The sequence below is a fragment of the Streptomyces sp. NPDC001502 genome (assembly GCF_042894785.1).
GTDB lineage: Bacteria > Actinomycetota > Actinomycetes > Streptomycetales > Streptomycetaceae > Streptomyces > Streptomyces kutzneri.
On the sequence record NZ_JBIAVW010000031.1, the window covers coordinates 47,812 to 64,708 of the forward strand.

At 69.6% G+C, this 16,897-nt stretch carries 18 protein-coding genes; 4 read left to right on the plus strand and 14 right to left on the minus strand.

Annotated elements, in window-relative coordinates:
- Positions 1-6: 6 nt before the first annotated feature.
- From ACFY0D_RS36065 to ACFY0D_RS36095, 7 genes are all read right to left on the minus strand, one after another.
- On the minus strand, positions 7-459 hold the full coding sequence (locus ACFY0D_RS36065) for a recombinase family protein (RefSeq protein WP_390802125.1): 453 nt from the start codon (positions 457-459) through the stop codon (positions 7-9).
- Positions 456-653, minus strand: a complete 198-nt coding sequence (locus ACFY0D_RS36070) for a hypothetical protein (protein ID WP_390802126.1) — start codon at positions 651-653, stop codon at positions 456-458. The genes ACFY0D_RS36065 and ACFY0D_RS36070 overlap by 4 nt, the downstream gene beginning before the upstream one ends.
- On the minus strand, positions 650-1,963 hold the full coding sequence (locus ACFY0D_RS36075; protein WP_390802127.1) for a glycoside hydrolase family 15 protein: 1,314 nt from the start codon (positions 1,961-1,963) through the stop codon (positions 650-652). The genes ACFY0D_RS36070 and ACFY0D_RS36075 overlap by 4 nt, the downstream gene beginning before the upstream one ends.
- A 259-nt stretch (positions 1,964-2,222) precedes the next feature.
- Positions 2,223-3,356, minus strand: a complete 1,134-nt coding sequence (locus ACFY0D_RS36080) for an HAD family hydrolase (protein ID WP_390802128.1) — start codon at positions 3,354-3,356, stop codon at positions 2,223-2,225.
- Positions 3,353-4,582 carry a cytochrome P450 gene (locus tag ACFY0D_RS36085; RefSeq protein WP_390802129.1) on the minus strand — a complete coding sequence of 410 codons (1,230 nt, stop codon included), beginning with the start codon at positions 4,580-4,582 and terminating at the stop codon, positions 3,353-3,355. Before ACFY0D_RS36085 ends, ACFY0D_RS36080 begins: the two co-directional genes overlap by 4 nt.
- A gap of 180 nt (positions 4,583-4,762) precedes the next feature.
- Positions 4,763-5,290 carry a hypothetical protein gene (locus tag ACFY0D_RS36090; RefSeq protein ID WP_390802130.1) on the minus strand — a complete coding sequence of 176 codons (528 nt, stop codon included), beginning with the start codon at positions 5,288-5,290 and terminating at the stop codon, positions 4,763-4,765.
- 194 nt (positions 5,291-5,484) lie between these two features.
- Positions 5,485-6,717 (minus strand): hypothetical protein, encoded by a 1,233-nt coding sequence (locus tag ACFY0D_RS36095; protein WP_390802131.1) that lies wholly within the window; start codon positions 6,715-6,717, stop codon positions 5,485-5,487.
- A 650-nt stretch (positions 6,718-7,367) separates the two neighbouring features.
- Here ACFY0D_RS36095 and ACFY0D_RS36100 point away from each other — a divergent pair.
- Both ACFY0D_RS36100 and ACFY0D_RS36105 read left to right on the plus strand, forming a co-directional pair.
- Positions 7,368-8,744, plus strand: a complete 1,377-nt coding sequence (locus tag ACFY0D_RS36100) for a Tat pathway signal protein (protein ID WP_390802132.1) — start codon at positions 7,368-7,370, stop codon at positions 8,742-8,744.
- 60 nt (positions 8,745-8,804) lie between these two features.
- On the plus strand, positions 8,805-9,305 hold the full coding sequence (locus tag ACFY0D_RS36105; RefSeq protein WP_390802133.1) for a TrmO family methyltransferase: 501 nt from the start codon (positions 8,805-8,807) through the stop codon (positions 9,303-9,305).
- A 49-nt stretch (positions 9,306-9,354) separates the two neighbouring features.
- Here the strand turns inward: ACFY0D_RS36105 and ACFY0D_RS36110 are convergent, their stop codons facing one another.
- The 3 genes from ACFY0D_RS36110 to ACFY0D_RS36120 all read right to left on the minus strand — a co-directional run bounded on the left by ACFY0D_RS36110 (position 9,355) and on the right by ACFY0D_RS36120 (position 11,560).
- The gene (locus ACFY0D_RS36110) at positions 9,355-9,954 is read right to left on the minus strand and encodes a DUF6624 domain-containing protein (RefSeq protein WP_390802134.1); all 600 of its coding nucleotides are present in this window, start codon (positions 9,952-9,954) and stop codon (positions 9,355-9,357) included.
- 242 nt (positions 9,955-10,196) lie between these two features.
- Positions 10,197-10,586 (minus strand): hypothetical protein, encoded by a 390-nt coding sequence (locus ACFY0D_RS36115; protein ID WP_390802135.1) that lies wholly within the window; start codon positions 10,584-10,586, stop codon positions 10,197-10,199.
- Positions 10,587-10,705: 119 nt separating this feature from the next.
- Entirely contained in the window at positions 10,706-11,560 is an 855-nt protein-coding gene (locus ACFY0D_RS36120; protein ID WP_390802136.1) for a TauD/TfdA family dioxygenase, read from the minus strand.
- A 171-nt stretch (positions 11,561-11,731) separates the two neighbouring features.
- On the opposite strand from ACFY0D_RS36120, the gene ACFY0D_RS36125 reads away from it, so the two are divergent.
- Together ACFY0D_RS36125 and ACFY0D_RS36130 are read left to right on the plus strand one after the other, a co-directional pair.
- Complete coding sequence (locus ACFY0D_RS36125; RefSeq protein WP_390802137.1) at positions 11,732-12,172, plus strand: NUDIX domain-containing protein; 441 nt, start codon at positions 11,732-11,734, stop codon at positions 12,170-12,172.
- A 6-nt stretch (positions 12,173-12,178) separates the two neighbouring features.
- The gene (locus ACFY0D_RS36130; protein WP_390802138.1) at positions 12,179-13,360 is read left to right on the plus strand and encodes a helix-turn-helix domain-containing protein; all 1,182 of its coding nucleotides are present in this window, start codon (positions 12,179-12,181) and stop codon (positions 13,358-13,360) included.
- A 110-nt stretch (positions 13,361-13,470) separates the two neighbouring features.
- On the opposite strand, the gene ACFY0D_RS36135 is transcribed toward ACFY0D_RS36130, so the two are convergent.
- The 4 genes from ACFY0D_RS36135 to ACFY0D_RS36150 all read right to left on the minus strand — a co-directional run bounded on the left by ACFY0D_RS36135 (position 13,471) and on the right by ACFY0D_RS36150 (position 16,836).
- Positions 13,471-14,091, minus strand: coding sequence for a hypothetical protein (locus ACFY0D_RS36135; RefSeq protein WP_390802139.1), 621 nt, complete (start codon positions 14,089-14,091; stop codon positions 13,471-13,473).
- A 138-nt stretch (positions 14,092-14,229) separates the two neighbouring features.
- Positions 14,230-15,474, minus strand: a complete 1,245-nt coding sequence (locus ACFY0D_RS36140) for a helix-turn-helix domain-containing protein (RefSeq protein WP_390802140.1) — start codon at positions 15,472-15,474, stop codon at positions 14,230-14,232.
- 584 nt (positions 15,475-16,058) lie between these two features.
- Positions 16,059-16,448 (minus strand): PPC domain-containing DNA-binding protein, encoded by a 390-nt coding sequence (locus tag ACFY0D_RS36145; protein WP_390802141.1) that lies wholly within the window; start codon positions 16,446-16,448, stop codon positions 16,059-16,061.
- A 31-nt stretch (positions 16,449-16,479) separates the two neighbouring features.
- On the minus strand, positions 16,480-16,836 hold the full coding sequence (locus ACFY0D_RS36150) for a hypothetical protein (RefSeq protein WP_390802142.1): 357 nt from the start codon (positions 16,834-16,836) through the stop codon (positions 16,480-16,482).
- Positions 16,837-16,897: the final 61 nt, after the last annotated feature.

Here is a 16,897-nt window from a genome sequence, read left to right on the forward strand (position 1 = left end):
TCCTGGTCAGAGGTCGGTTTCGGGGGATGCGAGGACGAGGAAGCCGCCCAGGTCCCTGAGGTGGTTGAGGAGCGCCTCGTACTCGTCGTCGAAGGGGCTGAAGTCGGTGCGGGAGACCGCGGTGATCCCGTCGCTCTCACCTCGGGCGATCCGGTCCAGGAGGCGGCTGAGCTGGGGGCGCCGAACGGGATTGGTGCCCTCCGCCGCGGTTTCGCAGATGGTCAGCCCGATGTGCCAGCCGCGTGCGTCAGCGGCCTGGACTGCCTGTTCCGCGCGGGCTCCGGACTCCTTGCCCGGGGCGGCCATGACGTAGATGTCGACACACGGCGGATCCGGGAGAACCTCGGTGACGGCGGTGAGCTGTGCCTCGCGTTGGTCGCGCAGCAGGGTGGCGCCGCTCGCCGGGTCCAGGCACTGGAGGGTCAGGCGGCCGCGCTGCACCGTGGTGGCCGTGCTCATGACCCGCTCCCGGATTGGGCCGGCTGGCCGGAGGCCATCCAGCGCGCCGGAATGACGTGGCCGTCCCCCGGACGGAACCCGGCCGCCGACATGACGGCCGCGCGTTCCTGGCGCGCGGCCGCGGCGAAGTACGGCAGGCCCGTCGCGACGATGTAGGCGGTGTAGAGGAGTTCGGTCAGCCGCCCGGACGTCACAACTGCTCCCCGGCTGCGCCGCAAGTGGCCGCTTCAGCAGCGCTGTCGCACAGGGCGACGTGGGAGAACGCCTGCGGGTAGTTCCCGACCTGGCGTCGCGCCTTGGGATCCCACTCCTCGGCGAGCAGGCCCAGATCGTTGCGCAGCGCGAGGAGTTTCTCCAGCAGGAGGTGGGCCTCGCCGGTACGGCCGAGCATCAGCAGGGCGTCGACCAGCCAGAAGGAGCAGGCGAGGAAAGCCCCTTCGTCGCCCTCCAGCCCGTCCACCCCGGGTGCGGTGCCCGCCGTCGGGTAGCGCAGCAGGAACCCGTCGGGCGTGGACAGCTCGCGCTGGACCGCCTCGATCGTGCCGACGACCCGCGGGTCGTCGGCAGGGAGGAACCCGGTCTGGGGGATGGGCAGCAGCGAGGCGTCAAGGACGGGGGATCCGTAGGACTGGGTGAACGTGTTGCGGACGCGGTCGTAGCCGCTGGTGCACACCTGGTCGTGGATCGTGTCGCGCAGCGTCCGCCAACGCTCCAGGACTCCGGGTTCGACGGTGGCGCCGCCGGATTCGACCAGAAGGATCGTGCGGTCCACGGCGGCCCAGGCCATGACCTTGGAGTGGACGAAGTGGCGGCGGGGCCCCCGGATCTCCCAGATGCCTTCGTCCGGCCGGTTCCAGATGGTCTCCAGGTAGGCGCACAGCAACTTCTCGGTGCTCTCCATCGCTTCGATCGCGTCAGGGATGGGGGGCGGACCCTGGTGGGAGGGCTGCCAGCTGAGAGCGAAGGTCACACGCTGGCCGGCGCGGACGGTGAAGTCGGCGTAGGTGGTTTGCTCTTCGCCGTAGGTGTGGGCGTCGGTGTCCAGCCACAGGGAGTCGGGGCCAGCCACCGAGCGCAGACGGCCGTCGGCGGTGGCGTCCACCCAGGGCACGACGAGGCCGTAGCCGAACCGCATCCGCAGGGTGCTGCGCATGGTGACGGTGCCGTCGAGGCCCTCGACGATACGGATCGTCTGCGGGGCGACGTCGCGCGGTGGCATGAGGTCGGTGACGCGGACCCGTCCGGTGGGGGTGTCCCACTCCGACTCCAGGATCAGGGTGTCGGGCCGGTAGCGGCGGCGGGTCGCGGCCGGGGCCAGCCGGTGGCCGGGGTAGGTGGGGCCGATGCGCCACAGGCCGTGGTCCTCGGAACCCAGGAGGTGCGCGAAGACGGCTGCGGAATCGAAGCGGGGCAGGCACAGCCAGTCGATCGAGCCATCGCGGGCGACGAGCGCGGCGGTCTGCATGTCACCGATGAGTGCGTAGTCCTCGATACGCGCGGGCATAGAGCAGTCCTTCTGCGGAGCGCCGACCGGCCTTGGAAGGCTCGGGTCGACGCGAATGAACGTTTCGGGTGGTGGTGCGGCTCTGCCGCAGGCGCCGGTCGGCGCGGGCGGCGAGACGTGCTGGCGGGTGACCGGTCAGCGGGGCATCTCGGAGGCTGCGACGAAGACCGCGAGAAACAGCAAGAACACTGCGGCCCGCCACCCGTTGAGCGTGGAGATGCGCGGGGCGCGCGGACGGCCGGGAGGCGGCCGCCGGGCGCTACGCGACGGCAGGAAGCGAGGCATGGGCGTGCTCGCGGAGCAGCTCGATAGCATCGAGGACGGTGTCGACGGTGTGGTCCGGCACCGGGGAGGTGGCCGGCCGTGCCCGGCCGCTGGCGATCCACACCGTGCGGAGCCCTGCCCGGCGGCCACCCGACACGTCCGTGTCGAGGTCATCGCCGACCATGAAGCCGGAACTGGTGTCCAGTGCGTCAAGGGCGATGCGGTACAGGCCGCGGTGCGGCTTGCGGATCCCGTACTCCCCAGAAATCACGACGACTTCGAACAGGCCGTCAAGGCGCGCGGTGCGGAGCTTGAGGCGCTGCGCCGCGGGGTCGCCGTTGGTGATCACCCCCAGTCGCCATCCGTCTTCGCGCAGCGCCCTGATCGCCGTGCAGACCTGCGGACGGTGGGGGACGAGCTCGGCGGACCGCTGCCGGTACTGAGCATGGAGGCCGGCGATGGACCCCTTGATGTCGTGCCTGGCCTTCAGGCCGGCGAAGAACTCGTCCCTGCGGCCGGCGCAGCGCACCTCGGCGGCCTCCACCTCTTCCGGCGTGATGCCGTAACGGGTGGCGAACTCGCCAGCCCACCGGCGGAAGCCGGTGGCCTGGTCGGTGAGCGTGGCGTCCAGGTCGAAGAAGCCGATCTTGGGAAGCTGCATGGCGGGCTGCTCCAGGGGGCGGGCGTGAGTCGGCGGTCGGGAGGCAGGTCCGTCGTTTAGGCGGTGCCGCTTGGCGAGGTTGGCCAGGACGGCGTGAAGGAGGAGGGGCGCGGTGTAGATCCGGCCTTGCCTCCAGCGGATCCATCCCGTGGCGGCATCGGGCCGGGGCGCGGGCGGCAGCGTGAGCGTGGCTCCGGCGCCGAAGTACCGCGACGGCGCGGGCCAGGCGGGATCGCAGGACCCTTCAGGTAGGAAGAACCCCCACGCGTCGCCCAAGGCGAAGACCGCGCCGACCGCGTGCAGGCCAGCAAGCTCGTCCAGGCGGGCGACGGCCTCGCGAGCGTGACTCTCGGGGACAAGCACGACGTCGAGACCGTCCAGGAGCACCGGCCCTGGCCCGGCCAGAGTCAGCGAGTCCGCCAGCAGGGCGGCCCCACCGTCGACGGGTTGATCGCCGCGGGCATTCATCGAGGACTCTCCGGAGGGGATGTGAGCGCGGGCTGGCGTGCGCCGGTGCGCCGTCCGGCGGTGCTGACGCTGATGGGCGCTGTCGTGTGGCCGCGGAGGACGTGGGTCTGGGCGCGGACGGGGGCACTGGCGGGCGACAGCGTGGTGCAGCGCTCGGCGAGCGCTCGCAGTAGAGCGCGGGCCTGCATGAGGGCGAGGTGGCTGCCCGGGCATGCGTGCGGCCCGGTTCCGAGGGAGAGGTGCTTGTCGGCGCCGGGCCGCCGCAGGTTGTAGTCGTCGGCGGTCAGGCCCCACTTGCGGGGGTCGCGGCCGGCGGAGCCGAGCAGCAGCCACACCCGCTCGCCGGCCTCCAGCCGAATGCCGCTCAGGTCGACCGGCTCCGTAACGAGTCGGCCGAGCCCCTGTATCGGAGCGTCAAGCCGCACGGCCTCGTGGAAGGCTGCTTCGGCACGGGCCGGGTCCTCACGGAGCTGGAACCACTGCTCCGGGTCATGGGCGAGCTGGATGATCGTCCCGGCGAGACCGAGGATCGTCGAGTCGATGCCGGCCACGGCATACGCAGAGCCGAGCGGTACGGCCTCGTGCTCGTCGATCCTCCCGGCGTCGACGGCCTGGAAGATCGCTTCCATCCAGGAGCCTCTTCGAACGCTGCCGCGGGTGACGTTCTCCTGGAGGAAGGCCAGCATGGCCCCCGCGGCGGGCAGCCCCGTAGGGCCGCAGGCCTTCTCCGGGCTGAAGGCGTCGAACGGCGTCAGCCCGAGCCCGTCCAGCACGGGCACGCTGCTGCTCTCCGTCAGGCCCATCAGCTCCATCACCGTGCCGACGGCCATCGCCCGGGCCAGCTCCACCGCATCGAAGCCGGCCCCGACCATGTGCTCCGCAACCAGCCGCCGCGCTCGCTCCTGTATCTGTCTTTGCCGGCGGGCGACCGCTGCAGGGGCGAGCCGACGCGACAGGACGCGGCGCAGCCGCGCGTGCTGCTCACCGTCGGACGCCAGGATCGTCCCGGCCAGCTCGGTGAGGGCCCTGCCGCCCTCGGCCCGGAACAGGTCGGAGGCGCCCAGGATGGAGCGGACCTCGTCGTAGCCGGGGACCGCCCACACGCCGTGGCGCTCCAGCCGGATGGCCGGCCCCATGAGGCGCATCGCCTCGTAGACCGGATACGGGTCCTCGAGGACCCGCTCGTCGAGGAGGTCGAGAGAGGAGGTGGGGGCGGTCGTGGGCATCGCTGTCTCCGGTGGTGTCGGTCAGGTGTTGCGCCGGTGGCTGTGAGGGGTGGCCTCCGCTACCGATCCCCGGCTCGGTCCGCAGTGGGGCGAGGGTGGTCTCGGAAAGGGGTGCGTGGGCCTCGTGCGGTGGCCGGTCCCGCGCGGCGGTGTCAGGTTCGCCGCACGGGACCGGCGGCTCTAGGTGGTATTCGAGACCTGCGTGATCTGGTCGACGCACAACAGCCGGGCCCTGTGCCGGTGCAGCCACCTTCTGATCTCCTCGGCCTGGCCAGGCTGGCCATCCAGGTGGTGGCCGAGAGGCGAAAGGTCAGCGGCGGACCGGACCACGAGCAGATGTACCCGTCGTTCCTCGACGTCGCGCCGCAGGCGAGCAAATTCGGGCCGCTGGTCGACAGGCCACCCATGCGTGGCGACGTCGTGGCGACGTATGGCGATGTGGCGGCAGTGCGGTGCGCTCGCAGCCTCAAGCCGCTGGTGCTCGTCCCAGGGCGGCTGCTCTGTGTCCAGGTGGACATACGTTGCGGCCACGCTGTGCCGGGCCAGGAGGTTCGCCGTGATACGCACGGTGTTCTCCAGCGCCCTCAAGAAGGCCGGCGCCGGGCAGGAAGGATCGGCCGGTTCCATCTGCTCCAGCCACACCCGAGCGTCCGTGACCGCCAGCCCCAACTCCTGGCTGACGGGAACCGCGTCGAGGTAGTACAGCACCAACCCCAGCTGCCGGCGAAGGTCCTCGACCCGCTGGGCCCGAAGGTGTGCCTCACGGGCCGGCGCCGCCGAGTAGGCCTGCCGATGAGCAGGGCGGGCGACAGTTCCCGCCGCGCAGCCGGACTCAACCGCTGGCCGCGTTACCCCCGCCCGCCACGACCGCATCGTGCGCCGCTGCCGAGCATGCGTTCCGCTCACCGCTCCCCCTCGGCGTGCAGTTCCAGCGGCCGGCCAGCGCCAGGGTGACTTGCACCAGCTGCGCCTCGGACAGCCATGGCGTCCGGTCGCTGCACGTGGCTCGCGAAGCCAACCTCGCCTCCGGGCCTGTCCGTCCGCAGCCCCGTGCCCGCCGGAGCCGCGTTGGTGGCCATCTCGTCGCCCGCAGATCCGTCGTGCTGCGGCTCGTCGAGGACGGGAGGTCGGCGAAGGAGCCGTCCGGGGATGCGGAGGACGGCTCGGACACCGCCTTGATGGTTTGGGTCAAGCCACGCCTGGAAGCCGTGCCGGCGCGCGAGGACACCGGCCGCGGGTAACCCAAGCTGCATGCCCAGCGCGTCAAGTGGCAACCGGTGCTGCCCGGGCAGTACGGCGGCCGCCCGTTCGTACCCGTCGGGGCCCAGCATGGGCCCAAGGCTGTCGACCACCACGGCGATGCCGCCCTGCATGGCCGTGGTCCACACCGTTACCAGGCTGCCCGGGGTCGAGTGGCGGGCACCATTGTCCATGAGTTCGGCCAGGGCAATCGCGATCGGCTCAGCCACCCGGCCCCACACGAAATCGCTCCTTGTATTGGTCACCTCCACCCGCTGGTAGTCCTGGACACGGGACTGCGCTCCGCCCAGAACTTCCATTAAGGGCAGGTCGGGGCGAAGGCTGCTCACCTCGTCGCCCATCAGGATGCCGATGACGTGCATCCGCTGGCTCAGAAGCGTCGCCACGTGGTCGACGGCGAAGGCGTGCGCCAGAACCTCCTCGTCGACGACCTTCCCCAGAACGCGGACCATCTCGCTCTGCTGGCGCGCTGCCAGGGTCAGCAGCGGCCGCAGCAGGTCCTTGACCTGGGTATATGCCGACTCTTCGGCTCGGTTCTCGGCGTCGCGGGCGAAGTCAACGGTCTGCCGTAACGCTGCTTGCAAGGCCCTGCCGAACGACGTGGAGGCCAACTGTGGATGCAGCAGCTGGCCGGCCTGCGTCAGGTCGCCCGACCCGGGCGCGGCCATGAACGCGGGCAACCGGACTGCGGACAGGTGTCCAGCCTCCTGATCGCGGAGTTCGATCTCCCGGGCGAGGGAAGAGGTGTGGGACCGGCTCGCCTGGAGGGCTTGGTTGGCTCGTGTGGCCGCCCGCCTGAAATACCAGGTGGCTGTGGAGGTGGCAGCCAGGCCAGCCGGTGCCGCGATCAGCACCACATCGTGCAGGACTGCCATGTCAGTTCCTCACGGACGAAGGGTGGAATACGAAAGCCAGGGAGTTCCGGGGGTTAAGCGCTGTCGGGATCGAAGGGGTGGACCGGCTGCCGCGGGGCGTATCTGGGTTTCGCGGCAGCCGGGACGGCGCGGCGCTTGCGGTGCGCTGCGTCTCGCTGACGGCTTCCGGGCCCGGGCAGCGGCGGCTGAGCTGAGCCCGGTCCCCCAGAGGTCGGAAGCCGAAGCCCACGGGCGAGCCCCCAACCACACGGCGAAGGGGAAGACCGTGTGTCAATCGGGCCCGGGTCTAGCCGGCCGGAGGTCCGGTGTCGTGCAGTAGCTCCCAGCCGGCCTGTGCCCGGCTCACGCCGGGCTGGGGAACCACCGGGGAGAGGCTTTGCGGCCCGAGCGGGACCGGGCTGAGTGCTGCGGATGCCGTTGCCACACGCTGTCTCCGATCGCTGATCGGGCAGGGGAGAGGCAGCCAGGTGCTCGGCTGGCGGATCCTCCGCTCGAACGGGTTCAGGTCGCCAAAACCCCATCAGCGCATTGCCGTTGAGGAATATCGTCTTGTCGAGAGCAAACCGTGTTGGTGGTCCCTCGGGTATCCCCGGGACGCCCCGGACCCTGCTAACGCTGCTAAAGATCGTTTTGCGGATGGAGAGCGGCCCATGGCCCGCACACGGAACAACCTGCTGGCAGCAGCCATCAAGGAGACAGGCTGGTCGCAGGAGCAGACGGCCGCTCACTTCCGCACCGTGGCCGTCGAATGCGGAGCAACTGGGCTGGCACACGTGTCCCGTGCACACATCTCCCAGTGGGTCCTCGGCTCGCGCCCGGAGGGTGACGCCGCCCGTATCTTGAGCGAGACGCTCTCCCGACGGCTCGGACGCGTCGTCACGCCGGCGCAGATCGGGCTCGCCCCGATCCAGCCGACGCCGTCGAGGGTGCCCGGCTGGGAGGACGTTGACACTGTGGCCGCGCTGGTAGATCTCAGGGACGACACCATGGATATGACCCGTCGACAGGTGCTGGCGTACTCGGCGGCCGGAACGGCATTGCCCCCCGACCACTGGTGGGAGGAAACACTCGACCGGGCTCAGACCCGTCCTGCAGTCTCCCGTCAGAGCGTCACCCCCGCCCACGTCGAAGCCGTGCGGGCCGCGATGGTGCACCACTCCCGCCAGGACCAGCTCCTCGGCGGCCGCGCTGGCAGCTCGGCGCTGACCTCCTACCTTCGAACCGACGTCGCCGACTACCTGGCCCGGCGCTTCCCTTCTGAGAAGCTGCGCCGCGACATGTTCGGAGCAGCTGCAGAGCTGGTCTACCTTTCGGCATGGATGGCGTTCGACTCCTCCGACCATGGAACCGCCCAAGCACGCTTCAACCTCGCCGTGAGCATGGCCGCGGAGGCCGGGGACGGCCCGCTGGCCGGGCACATCCTGCGCGCCGCCGCCCACCAGGCCGTCGACCTCCACCACCCGAAGCGGGCGCTGGCACTCGCCGAGGGCTCGCTCGCTCAGCGCCGCTACGCCCAGGCCAGTCCACGGGAGCGGGCGCTGCTGGGGGTCGTCCACGCCCGTGCCCTCGCCCTGTGCCGTCGCGACGCCGAGGCCCGTGCCGCCCTGCGGCAGGCCGCCGAGGAGCTCGGCAACGCCCGGCCCACGGACGAGCCGGCCCGGGTCTACTTCTTCGGCGAGGCCAGCCTCGCGCACGAGACCGCCTGCACCCTGCGGGACTTGGGGGACCTGCGCGCCGCGGAGAAGGAGTTCGAACACAGCGTCCGTACCCGCGCGCTCCCGTTCGCCCGCACCCACGTGGTGACCCTGGGCTACCTTGGGGCCGTCCAGGCCAGGCAAGGACAGGTCGAAGCGGCGTGCGCCACCTGGTCCCGAGCCCTGGACTCCATGGACGGCATTGCCTCCGGCCGCGTCCAGGACACCGTCGTCCAGATGCGCCGGGCCCTGCGTCCAGTCCTCGCCCGCGGGGGCCGCGTTGCCGCCACCTTGGACCAGCGCGCCGATGCGATGCTGCGCAGCGTAGGGTAATCGCGCCACGGAACGGGGAGTTCGGCCTGAGGGCCAGCCAGGGGGATTGAGGGAGCGGGCATGCTTGAGTCCGAGACGTTTCAGTTGAGGTCCATCGCCACGGTGATCGACGGTCATCTCGACGTGGCTGACGACTACCAGGGGGCGGTGGAGTCGATCATCCGGCTCCACGACGAATTCCGCGTGGAGACCCTCCAGGGCCTCGAGGAGTTCTCCCACGTACAGGTCGTGTGGAAAATGCACGAGGCCAAGCCGGAGGACGTCGAGCTGCATGCCCGCAGCCCCAGGGGCAATCCGCGGTGGCCAGCGACGGGCACCTTCGTGCACCGCAACCACCGCCGGCCGAACCAGGTGGGCATCTCCCACCCGAGGCTGAAGCGCGTGGAGGGACGTGACGTGGTCGTCACGGGCCTCGATGCGGTACACGGCACGCCCGTGCTTGACGTGTCCCCGTGGTTCCCGCAGATGGGCCCCCTGGGTGAGGTGCACGTGCCGGCCTGGGTCGACGAGATGCTCACGGACTACTGGGCTCCGGCGGAAAGCCGGCCTGTGAAGCAGTAGCACGCGCTCAGCCGGGGCGGCACGGGAAGACCAGACTGGCACCATCAGCTCAGCCCTCCGCCGATGCGCGGCGCCCGGTGCTGGTTTCAGGCATCTCCTCGCCGCGCAAACGCGCCCTGTACGACTCCAGCACCTCCACGAGCGGAGCCAGCCCCACCGACTTCCGACGCTCATCCACGTCCTGGCTGCTCTCGATCGGATACGGGCGTGTGGTGACCGGGTTGATCTGGGTGCCGAATCGCTGAGGCCGGCTCCAGGCGACCGCGACCTTGTCGGCGATGAATGCGTACTGGGCCGCGGGGCACCGCCGGTCGGCCACGGCCTTCTCGACCAGATCCCTGCAACGGATCTGGAAGGCGAGGTTCTCGCAGTTCAGAACGAGCTGCAGGCAGTACGTCGAGGACTCGTCGCCGACCATGGGCACCGTGGGCCATCCTCGGTGGCCGACGATGTCCTCGAGCTCGCGTGCGTGCTGGAGCCGGAGTCGGCGCAGTACAGCCCGCTGGTTCCCGGCCTCCAGGATGGCGAGCGCGGCGGCCTGTTCAGCGGCTCGCTCGTCGGCAGCCATCTCTCTCAGCTGCTGCCGCAGGGCCTCGTCCCGGCACGATGGTGCAGTCTTCTCCGTCGGAGCCGGCGTAGTGGGGGTCATGGGGCGTCTCCCGCAAAGTCACAAATCGTCGAGAGGGCATGGGCAAGCCGTCGCGCGCGGCCCAAGCTCGATGCCCGGCCCGAAAGGATGCCGAGAATCTCTCGCGGGCGGCTGGCCGCACGCGCCGGGTTGGGCCCGTTGTCGTTCGCGGAGCGGGCATACCTGGCAACAGGCATGGAGGGAGGGGACATGGCTCTCCGTAGGTGGCTGAGACGGCGGCGGACATAGGGATGTCGCCTGGCTCAGGGCGACGAGCCGCCGAACAGCCGCAAGGCAGCGCGAAGACAGGGTTCGATTTCGGTCCCGGCAGGAAGGGCAGACGGCTCCTCGGCCCGGGTGCTCCACGGGGGCGTGTCCCACCGCCTGCGCGGTGAGGGCGGCAGGACCAGTCGTCCGCCAGGGCCGGATTCGACCGATACGCCCGCCATCGCGGTGAGCGGTTCACCGGTTCCGGCCCGGACAAGGAAGACGGCCTGGTCATGCCCGTCAGTCAGGCATGGCGCCAGGTCGAGGTCCCGGCGGCCGAGCAGCACCAGCATGTCCACACCGACCGCGTACGACACGGTGACGGCGTCGAAGGCGGAGCACGTGGTGCTCAACTCCACTTCGGCGTCGCCTTCCAGCTCGGCCACGGCCCGCTCCGCGGAAACGAACGTGGCGTCGACGATCAGCGGCCAGCCCAGTACCCGTTCGTACGCCTCGACGACAGCGCCGTTGTCACGGGTCCTCGGCGGCCAATGCGTCACCGCCCTCACCGGACTTTCCAGCCTTCGCCGGCCGCACCGTTGCCCGACTGCCCGCCCGCTTCCTTCGGCCCCGGAGTGACGCCCGCCCGGTACTCCGCCGCCACGCTGCCAGCAGCGAAGCCGTTGGGGAGAGGGAACGAGGGCATGCCCAGAGCGCGTACGCACAGACGGGGGCCGAGGAAGGCTGCACGGGCGTGGAGATAGCGCTGATTGTCGATGAGATAGCCCTGTCCGGGCTCCAAGAGGAAGGCGCTCTCGTTGGCCGCGATGGCGTGCCGGAGGGCTGGCAGGAAGCAGCTCACGAGCGGACTGAACTGGCTGAGCTCGTCCTGCCGGAACCGGATGGAGATCCGGCCACCAAGATGCGGCGTGAAGATCCTGGACGGACGTCCACCGCCGTCTCCGTAGAAGGCGGTGCCGCGAAGGCTCATGGCCTCGATCGCTGCCGGGGCGCTCGCGGCCAAGTCGTTCTGGACCGCGCGCCCATCGATCAGGATCACCTGCCCGCCCGACACCGCCGGCCGCAGGCAGACCAGGAACATGAGCCGCGGCGGCCTCGGGATGCTGGAGCGCTCCGTGTGGGCGCGCAGCTCGCCACTGCCCAGACCCGCGAGACCCGGCTGCCCCGAGGCCAGCCCGATGTCCTGGATCGTGGTGAGGCCGTCCAGGTCGCTGTCGGGGTGAGGCACCAACCTCATGACCCGCTGGGCAAAGTCGAGCACGGCCTGCCGGGAGGTGAGCCCGTCCACCATGACCACACCGCGCGCACCTACCTGCACGGCGATCACGTGGTCGGCTCCCTCTGCCTGCTGATCGACGTAGTGGGACTCGAACCTTGCCGTACGTGCACGCGTCAGCATTTGATGCGCTCCTCTGTGAAGGGCCACGATCCGACCAGGGTCCGAACACCACGGCAGCCCCGTAAAGCGACAGATTGTCGACCCGGACAGTCCGGGCAGCTGCTCCGGTGATCGGCGATCGCCTGCTACGTTCCGAAGGGCCGGTCCACCCACCACATCCCGGGAAACCTCATGCCGTACCAACCGTCGCTGTGGCCGGTCTCGGTCAAAGCCGTCGCTCTCGACCACCAAGCACGAGTCGTCCTGCTGCACAACGAGCGTCAGGAGTGGGAACTGCCCGGCGGTCGTCTGGAGATCGGGCCGCCCACCGGCTCGAACCCCGCAGATCGGAGTCCCGAAGAGACGGTGGAGCGGGAACTGAAGGAGGAAACCGGCTGGACCGTCCAAGCTGGAACGCTCCTTGACACCTGGGTCTACGAACCGGTCCCCGGGCGCCGCGTCCTGATCGTCACCTACGACTGCATGGTCCTCACCCCAGAGGCGACCCCGATCGTCAGCCACGAGCACTCCCGCGTCGGCCTCTTCTCCGAGCACGAAGTGCAGGGACTGACCATGCCTGACGGGTACAAACGGTCCATCGCCACCGTGTACGCCGCGCGGGCCGCGAGGTAGACGGCGATGACGGATCCCGGTGCCGACAGCGCACACACGGTGCGCCCCTCGGCCCGGCACGCCGCCTGGCACTGGGCAACCCCCGAAGCCCAGGCCGTTCTGGCCACCCGCGACCTCGCTGCGATCCTCCGCTTCCACCGCCGCGTGCATGGACAGAGCCAAGCGGAGACCGGCGCGCTCATCGGCTACGACAAGACGTACGTCTCCGCGATCGAGCTCGGGAAGCGCCGGCTTGCCGATGTAACTGCCCTGCGGCACATCGCCGACCAGCTCGCCCTGCCGCCACACGTCCTGGGCATCACTGACCCCGCCGACACCGACTTCCGGGCACTCCTCCAGTTCGGCCGCTCCACCGTGCGCCTCGCCGAGATCGCGCGGCAGGCAGGACACGCCTCGGAAGCAGTCGCCGAACTCTGGCCGCTCGTGGCCCGTCTGGAAGCCCGCGCAGGAGATGGACACACCGAGCGCGAAGCCCTCCACCTCCTGGCCGCCGCCCGGATCGGTCTCGGCACGGCGCTCGGAAACGTCCTTCCCGAGGAGCGCCTCGCCACCGCCGCGCACTGGACCGGCAAGAGTCTCGACGTCGTGGCCTTCTTCAACGAGCCTGCCCTGACCACTACCGCGCTGCGTATGCACGGTAATGAATCGCGGAAGGCAGGACTCGTCGGAGCCGCGGTCAACCGGCTCGTCCGAGCAGCGTCCCTCGCCCCCAACCCCACGAGCCGCGCGGCCGTCCTCCCGCTCCTCGCCCGGGCTGCCGGCGTCCTCGGCAACGCACCCCTCTTCGACCGTGCAGTCCAGGAGTCGAAGGCGTTGCTCGATGAAGTCGATCACACAAGTCTCGTTAACCCCGTGGCCCTGTACGAGATCGAGCTTCGCGGTCTGATCGGCACCGGCCGCACCCGCACGGCCATACTGCGCGCCGAACAAGCAGCGCCCGCCGCGACCACCACCGTCGCACCCCAGTGGCGCGTCATCGAGCTCATCACGACCGGGCGCGTCCGGCTTCTCGCCGGTGACACACAGGGTGCCGCCGAACTCCTCGTCGCGGCGGTGCATGAGGCTCGAGCCCAACGGCTCCCCCACCAGCTCCAGCGAGTATTGCGTGCGGTCGGAGAGACCCTGCCCGCTGCCAAGGATGCGGCCAGCCAGGCCTTGACCCGGCTCCGCACCGAGATGGCCGCGTAACTTCTCTGCCACGGCCTGCATTTCCGGCCCCTTTCTGCTTGGGAACCGCCTGTGACCGACGCGGAAAAGGGGCAAAGCGCAGATCAGGCGTGGCCCGCTGCGGGCGGCCATCAGCCCTGCTCCTGTTTTGCAGTGTCCGCGGCCTGAGATCGCCCGACGACCTCACGCCAGTAGGGAAGGAGTCTCTGGGCAGGAGGAAGGGGAACATTGAGTTCAGGAGGGGTGTCCCACCGGACACCGTGCGAAGGCGGGAGGGCGATCCAGGCTTCGCTGCCGGACCGGACGACAGAGGCAGGCCCCGCCAGGAGGCCTCCCGTCTTCGGAGTGGTCAGCAGCGTCGCAGCGAACGGGTCCATGGTGAGACGGGGCACATGGATTCCGCCTGCATCCAGCGCCATCATCAGACCAAGGCCAAGGTGGTGCGGGACGCTCACGGCATCAAAGGCCGTGCACGCAGCGATGATCCCGGCGCCGGGGATGTTCTCGAAGGCGGGACGCACCGCGCCCAGCTCGAGCCTGTCTACGCTCGAGGCGGCGGGGTGCGCACCGGGAACGTCACACGAGAATTTGTCGCAGGTGCAGCCGGCGCGCTTGCGGAAGCGGTGCCCCGGTGCGACAGACCATCGGAGTTCGCGGACGTAGACGATGGCGCACTCGACGGTGTCCCGGCCGTGCAAGGCATGGGCGAACTCACCGCCAGTGGTACTCGACTCGTCGCCTTGTGTGAACATGGCATGAGGGTGGTCCCCCGATGGGAAGGCGGCCCCCAGAATTCCTGGGAGCCGCCAACTGGCATATGCCAAAGCCGCATGGGGCGTACTGGCAGTCTCGCGCCGACGGCCGGAGAGCCTCCGCTGAAGGATCCGCGCTCAGAAGGCCAGCGTCATGTTCCGCACAAGCCCTGACAGCGCCGCAGCTTGGGTTGGTACACCCTTTCGAACCATCTCGTGTACGAGAGCGCGGGCCATGGGGTGGGCGTAGACGTAGTGCGGCGCCCGCGTTGCTGCCTGACGCAGCGTCGCAACCGCGGCCGGGGTCCTGCCCATCTGGTGCAACGCCCGTGCCTCGTCAATCCGGAAGTGGGTGATGCGCTCCCGGGACGGCACCCCTGACACGTTCGCATCCTTGACGAACGCGAGGCCCTTGGCCGGTTCGTCGACCTCCACGCCGACCTCCGCAGCGTGAACCTGCACGTTGGCACGGCCAAATACGGTCTGGAATTCGAGGTCCGCGAAGTTCTCCGGAAGCCTCCCGGCGATCTCGAGTGCTCGTTTCCCGTGAGCCCAGGCATCGTCAGCGCGTCCCGATCTTGCGCACGCGACTGCGGTCCGCAGAACCAGAGCTCCTTGAAGGGCGAGCGCGCCTTGCCCACCAGCCTCGGCTAGGGGGTCGAGGTCGTCCAGGGCCGCTTTGGCGATGGCTTCCGTCTCTCGGGTGTCCCCCTGGTGGAGCATCGCTCCGCACCTGTCCCAAGCGACGGCTGCCTTCGCAATCGGATCGCCGAGCTGTGTTGCGGCTCCAGCCGCTACCTCGGCGGCCACCCATGCTAGATCCGGGTAGCCGAGCTGATTGAGGGTCTGGCGCGCATTGCGGGCTGCGTCGACGAGCAGGCGCAGGGCGAGCTCCCGCTGCGGCCCCCGGTCGTGGAGAAGAATGGTCGCGCTCAGGTCCTCGAGAAGCCCTGGCAGAACCGCGGCAGCACTGGGTAGCGAGGCCCCTTGCCTGGCACGGTTGGCAGCCATGGCCTGGGACTGCATACGGTCGAACTCGGTGCCCACAACCGACGGAACCAGCCCCGGGTGTCCAGACAGGATGAGCCCGGCTCGACGCAGGACCGTTCGCAGGGGGCGGATGTAGCTGTGCGCGGCGGCTCCGTCCTCACCTCGAAGTCGGTACGGCTGGCCGAGGAGCCAAACGACATCGACTTCGCATACATCAGCGATCGCGGAGATGACCGAGTACCGATCGAGGCCCAGCCGCCCCGCTTCAAGGTCTTCGATCCAGCTCTGGGACCGGCTCACGAGGCCGGCAAGTTCCGGTTGCGTCAGTCCCGCGGCGATCCGCGCTACACGGACGCGCTGACCGATGTGCTCTTGAGCCTGGTCATGCATCATGGACTCCGTTCTGAACTTCGACATTCAGGACGGTACCCGCGCCGCGGGGCGCCGGGTAGCGCGAGGGCCCCGCAGCCGCACAGCTGGGGGCCTTCTGTTTGGACTATCAAGGCAGTTGCCAGAACTTCTGGGGGTGATGAGCCCCTTGTGTCTCACTTCGGTGCGTTCGCTCGGTCCGGAGGTTCCGGCCCCTGGCGCCCTTGCGCCGTGGATTTCGGCGCACGGGCCGAAATCGGGACGTCCTGTCATGTCCGGGGCCGCCGAATGGTTCAGGACCTGTCGCGGTACCAGGTGAGGAACTGCTCGGTGTGGGCCTGGTCGAGGAGAACCGTCAGTCCGCCGTCGCCGTCCCGGTCCTGGAGGGCCCCGTGCCCGGGCCGTCCTGCGTGGTGGAGCCGGGCCAGCGGGCGATCAGGGCATGCAGGATCTCGGTGGCCTGTCCTTCGGCGGCGAGTTTGAGGACGACGGTCAGTTCCTCGTCGTCGATGCCCAGCCTCCGTGACCTGTGCCGAAGCCGAGAAGCGGTACGTCGTACAGTTCCGCGGCCCGACGCCGCGTAAGCCCGGGACTGTTCTCGCTTCCGACTACCTCGACGATGGGGATTTCGCAGATGAACTGCACGGTTGCGCCGAGTAGGTGAGAGACCCGTCCATCGGCGGAGTCCCCTTGAGGCCGGCGGCGACGTGAATGTGAGGAGCCAGGCAGTCCTGTTCGGTGTCCCAGGCCAGGGTTCCACCCCCGAGCGCTTCGAGGGTCTCTACGGTGATCTCCTCCCAGAGGGGCGCTTCGGGGTTGGCCAGTGGTTTGCAGGATCCGACCAGCCGGGCTGAGCTGAAGCCTCCGACGAACGACGGGATGAAGCCCGCGCGGATGCCCTGCTCCGAGCAGAATGCGGTGAGGCTGGTGAAGAAGTCTTCTCCGTGGTCGAGCGCGAGCATGAAGGTTCTGCCGGTGTCGATTCTGGTGGAGCGCATGCTGTGTTCGATCCTTCTCTGGTCGTGGGGATCAGTGGCGGTCGCTGAAAGCCTTCGCGATCTCGGCGCGCGAAGAGCCCGCGGCGAGGTGGACACCGAGAAGTGGGCGGGCTATGTACGGATCGAGCGTGCCGGCGCTGATGAGTCTGCGGCTCAGCAGGTCGCTCTCCGACGCGGGAAATTCATAGGTGCTGCTCAGTGCAGGCCCGGTTGCGATGCGGGAGGAGAGGACGACCGGCATGGTCTCGGCCAGTGCCTGAAGGCGGGCGCACCAGGTCTGCGGCACGTGGCCAGCGCCGAGCGCGGCGATCACCAGCCCGTCGATCTTTCCGTCGAGGCCTTCGAGGAGGAGGCCGTGGCTGCCTAGAGTGGCCGTGACGAGCTCCACGCGGGGGAGGGAACCGGACGGTGGGCCACCACGGAGGCTGGTGCGAGCGAGTACATGTGGT

Excerpts from the sequence above, each read along its gene's own strand:
- ACFY0D_RS36085 (WP_390802129.1), bottom strand. The coding sequence starts at position 4,582 with ATGCCCACGACCGCCCCCACCTCCTCTCTCGACCTCCTCGACGAGCGG.
- ACFY0D_RS36125 (WP_390802137.1), top strand. The coding sequence starts at position 11,732 with ATGCCGTACCAACCGTCGCTGTGGCCGGTCTCGGTCAAAGCCGTCGCT.
- ACFY0D_RS36135 (WP_390802139.1), bottom strand. The coding sequence starts at position 14,091 with ATGTTCACACAAGGCGACGAGTCGAGTACCACTGGCGGTGAGTTCGCC.
- ACFY0D_RS36130 (WP_390802138.1), top strand. The coding sequence starts at position 12,179 with ATGACGGATCCCGGTGCCGACAGCGCACACACGGTGCGCCCCTCGGCC.
- ACFY0D_RS36065 (WP_390802125.1), bottom strand. The coding sequence starts at position 459 with ATGAGCACGGCCACCACGGTGCAGCGCGGCCGCCTGACCCTCCAGTGC.
- ACFY0D_RS36075 (WP_390802127.1), bottom strand. The coding sequence starts at position 1,963 with ATGCCCGCGCGTATCGAGGACTACGCACTCATCGGTGACATGCAGACC.
- ACFY0D_RS36145 (WP_390802141.1), bottom strand. The coding sequence starts at position 16,448 with ATGCGCTCCACCAGAATCGACACCGGCAGAACCTTCATGCTCGCGCTC.
- ACFY0D_RS36105 (WP_390802133.1), top strand. The coding sequence starts at position 8,805 with ATGCTTGAGTCCGAGACGTTTCAGTTGAGGTCCATCGCCACGGTGATC.
- ACFY0D_RS36140 (WP_390802140.1), bottom strand. The coding sequence starts at position 15,474 with ATGATGCATGACCAGGCTCAAGAGCACATCGGTCAGCGCGTCCGTGTA.
- ACFY0D_RS36120 (WP_390802136.1), bottom strand. The coding sequence starts at position 11,560 with ATGCTGACGCGTGCACGTACGGCAAGGTTCGAGTCCCACTACGTCGAT.
- ACFY0D_RS36100 (WP_390802132.1), top strand. The coding sequence starts at position 7,368 with ATGGCCCGCACACGGAACAACCTGCTGGCAGCAGCCATCAAGGAGACA.
- ACFY0D_RS36110 (WP_390802134.1), bottom strand. The coding sequence starts at position 9,954 with ATGACCCCCACTACGCCGGCTCCGACGGAGAAGACTGCACCATCGTGC.
- ACFY0D_RS36095 (WP_390802131.1), bottom strand. The coding sequence starts at position 6,717 with ATGGCAGTCCTGCACGATGTGGTGCTGATCGCGGCACCGGCTGGCCTG.
- ACFY0D_RS36080 (WP_390802128.1), bottom strand. The coding sequence starts at position 3,356 with ATGAATGCCCGCGGCGATCAACCCGTCGACGGTGGGGCCGCCCTGCTG.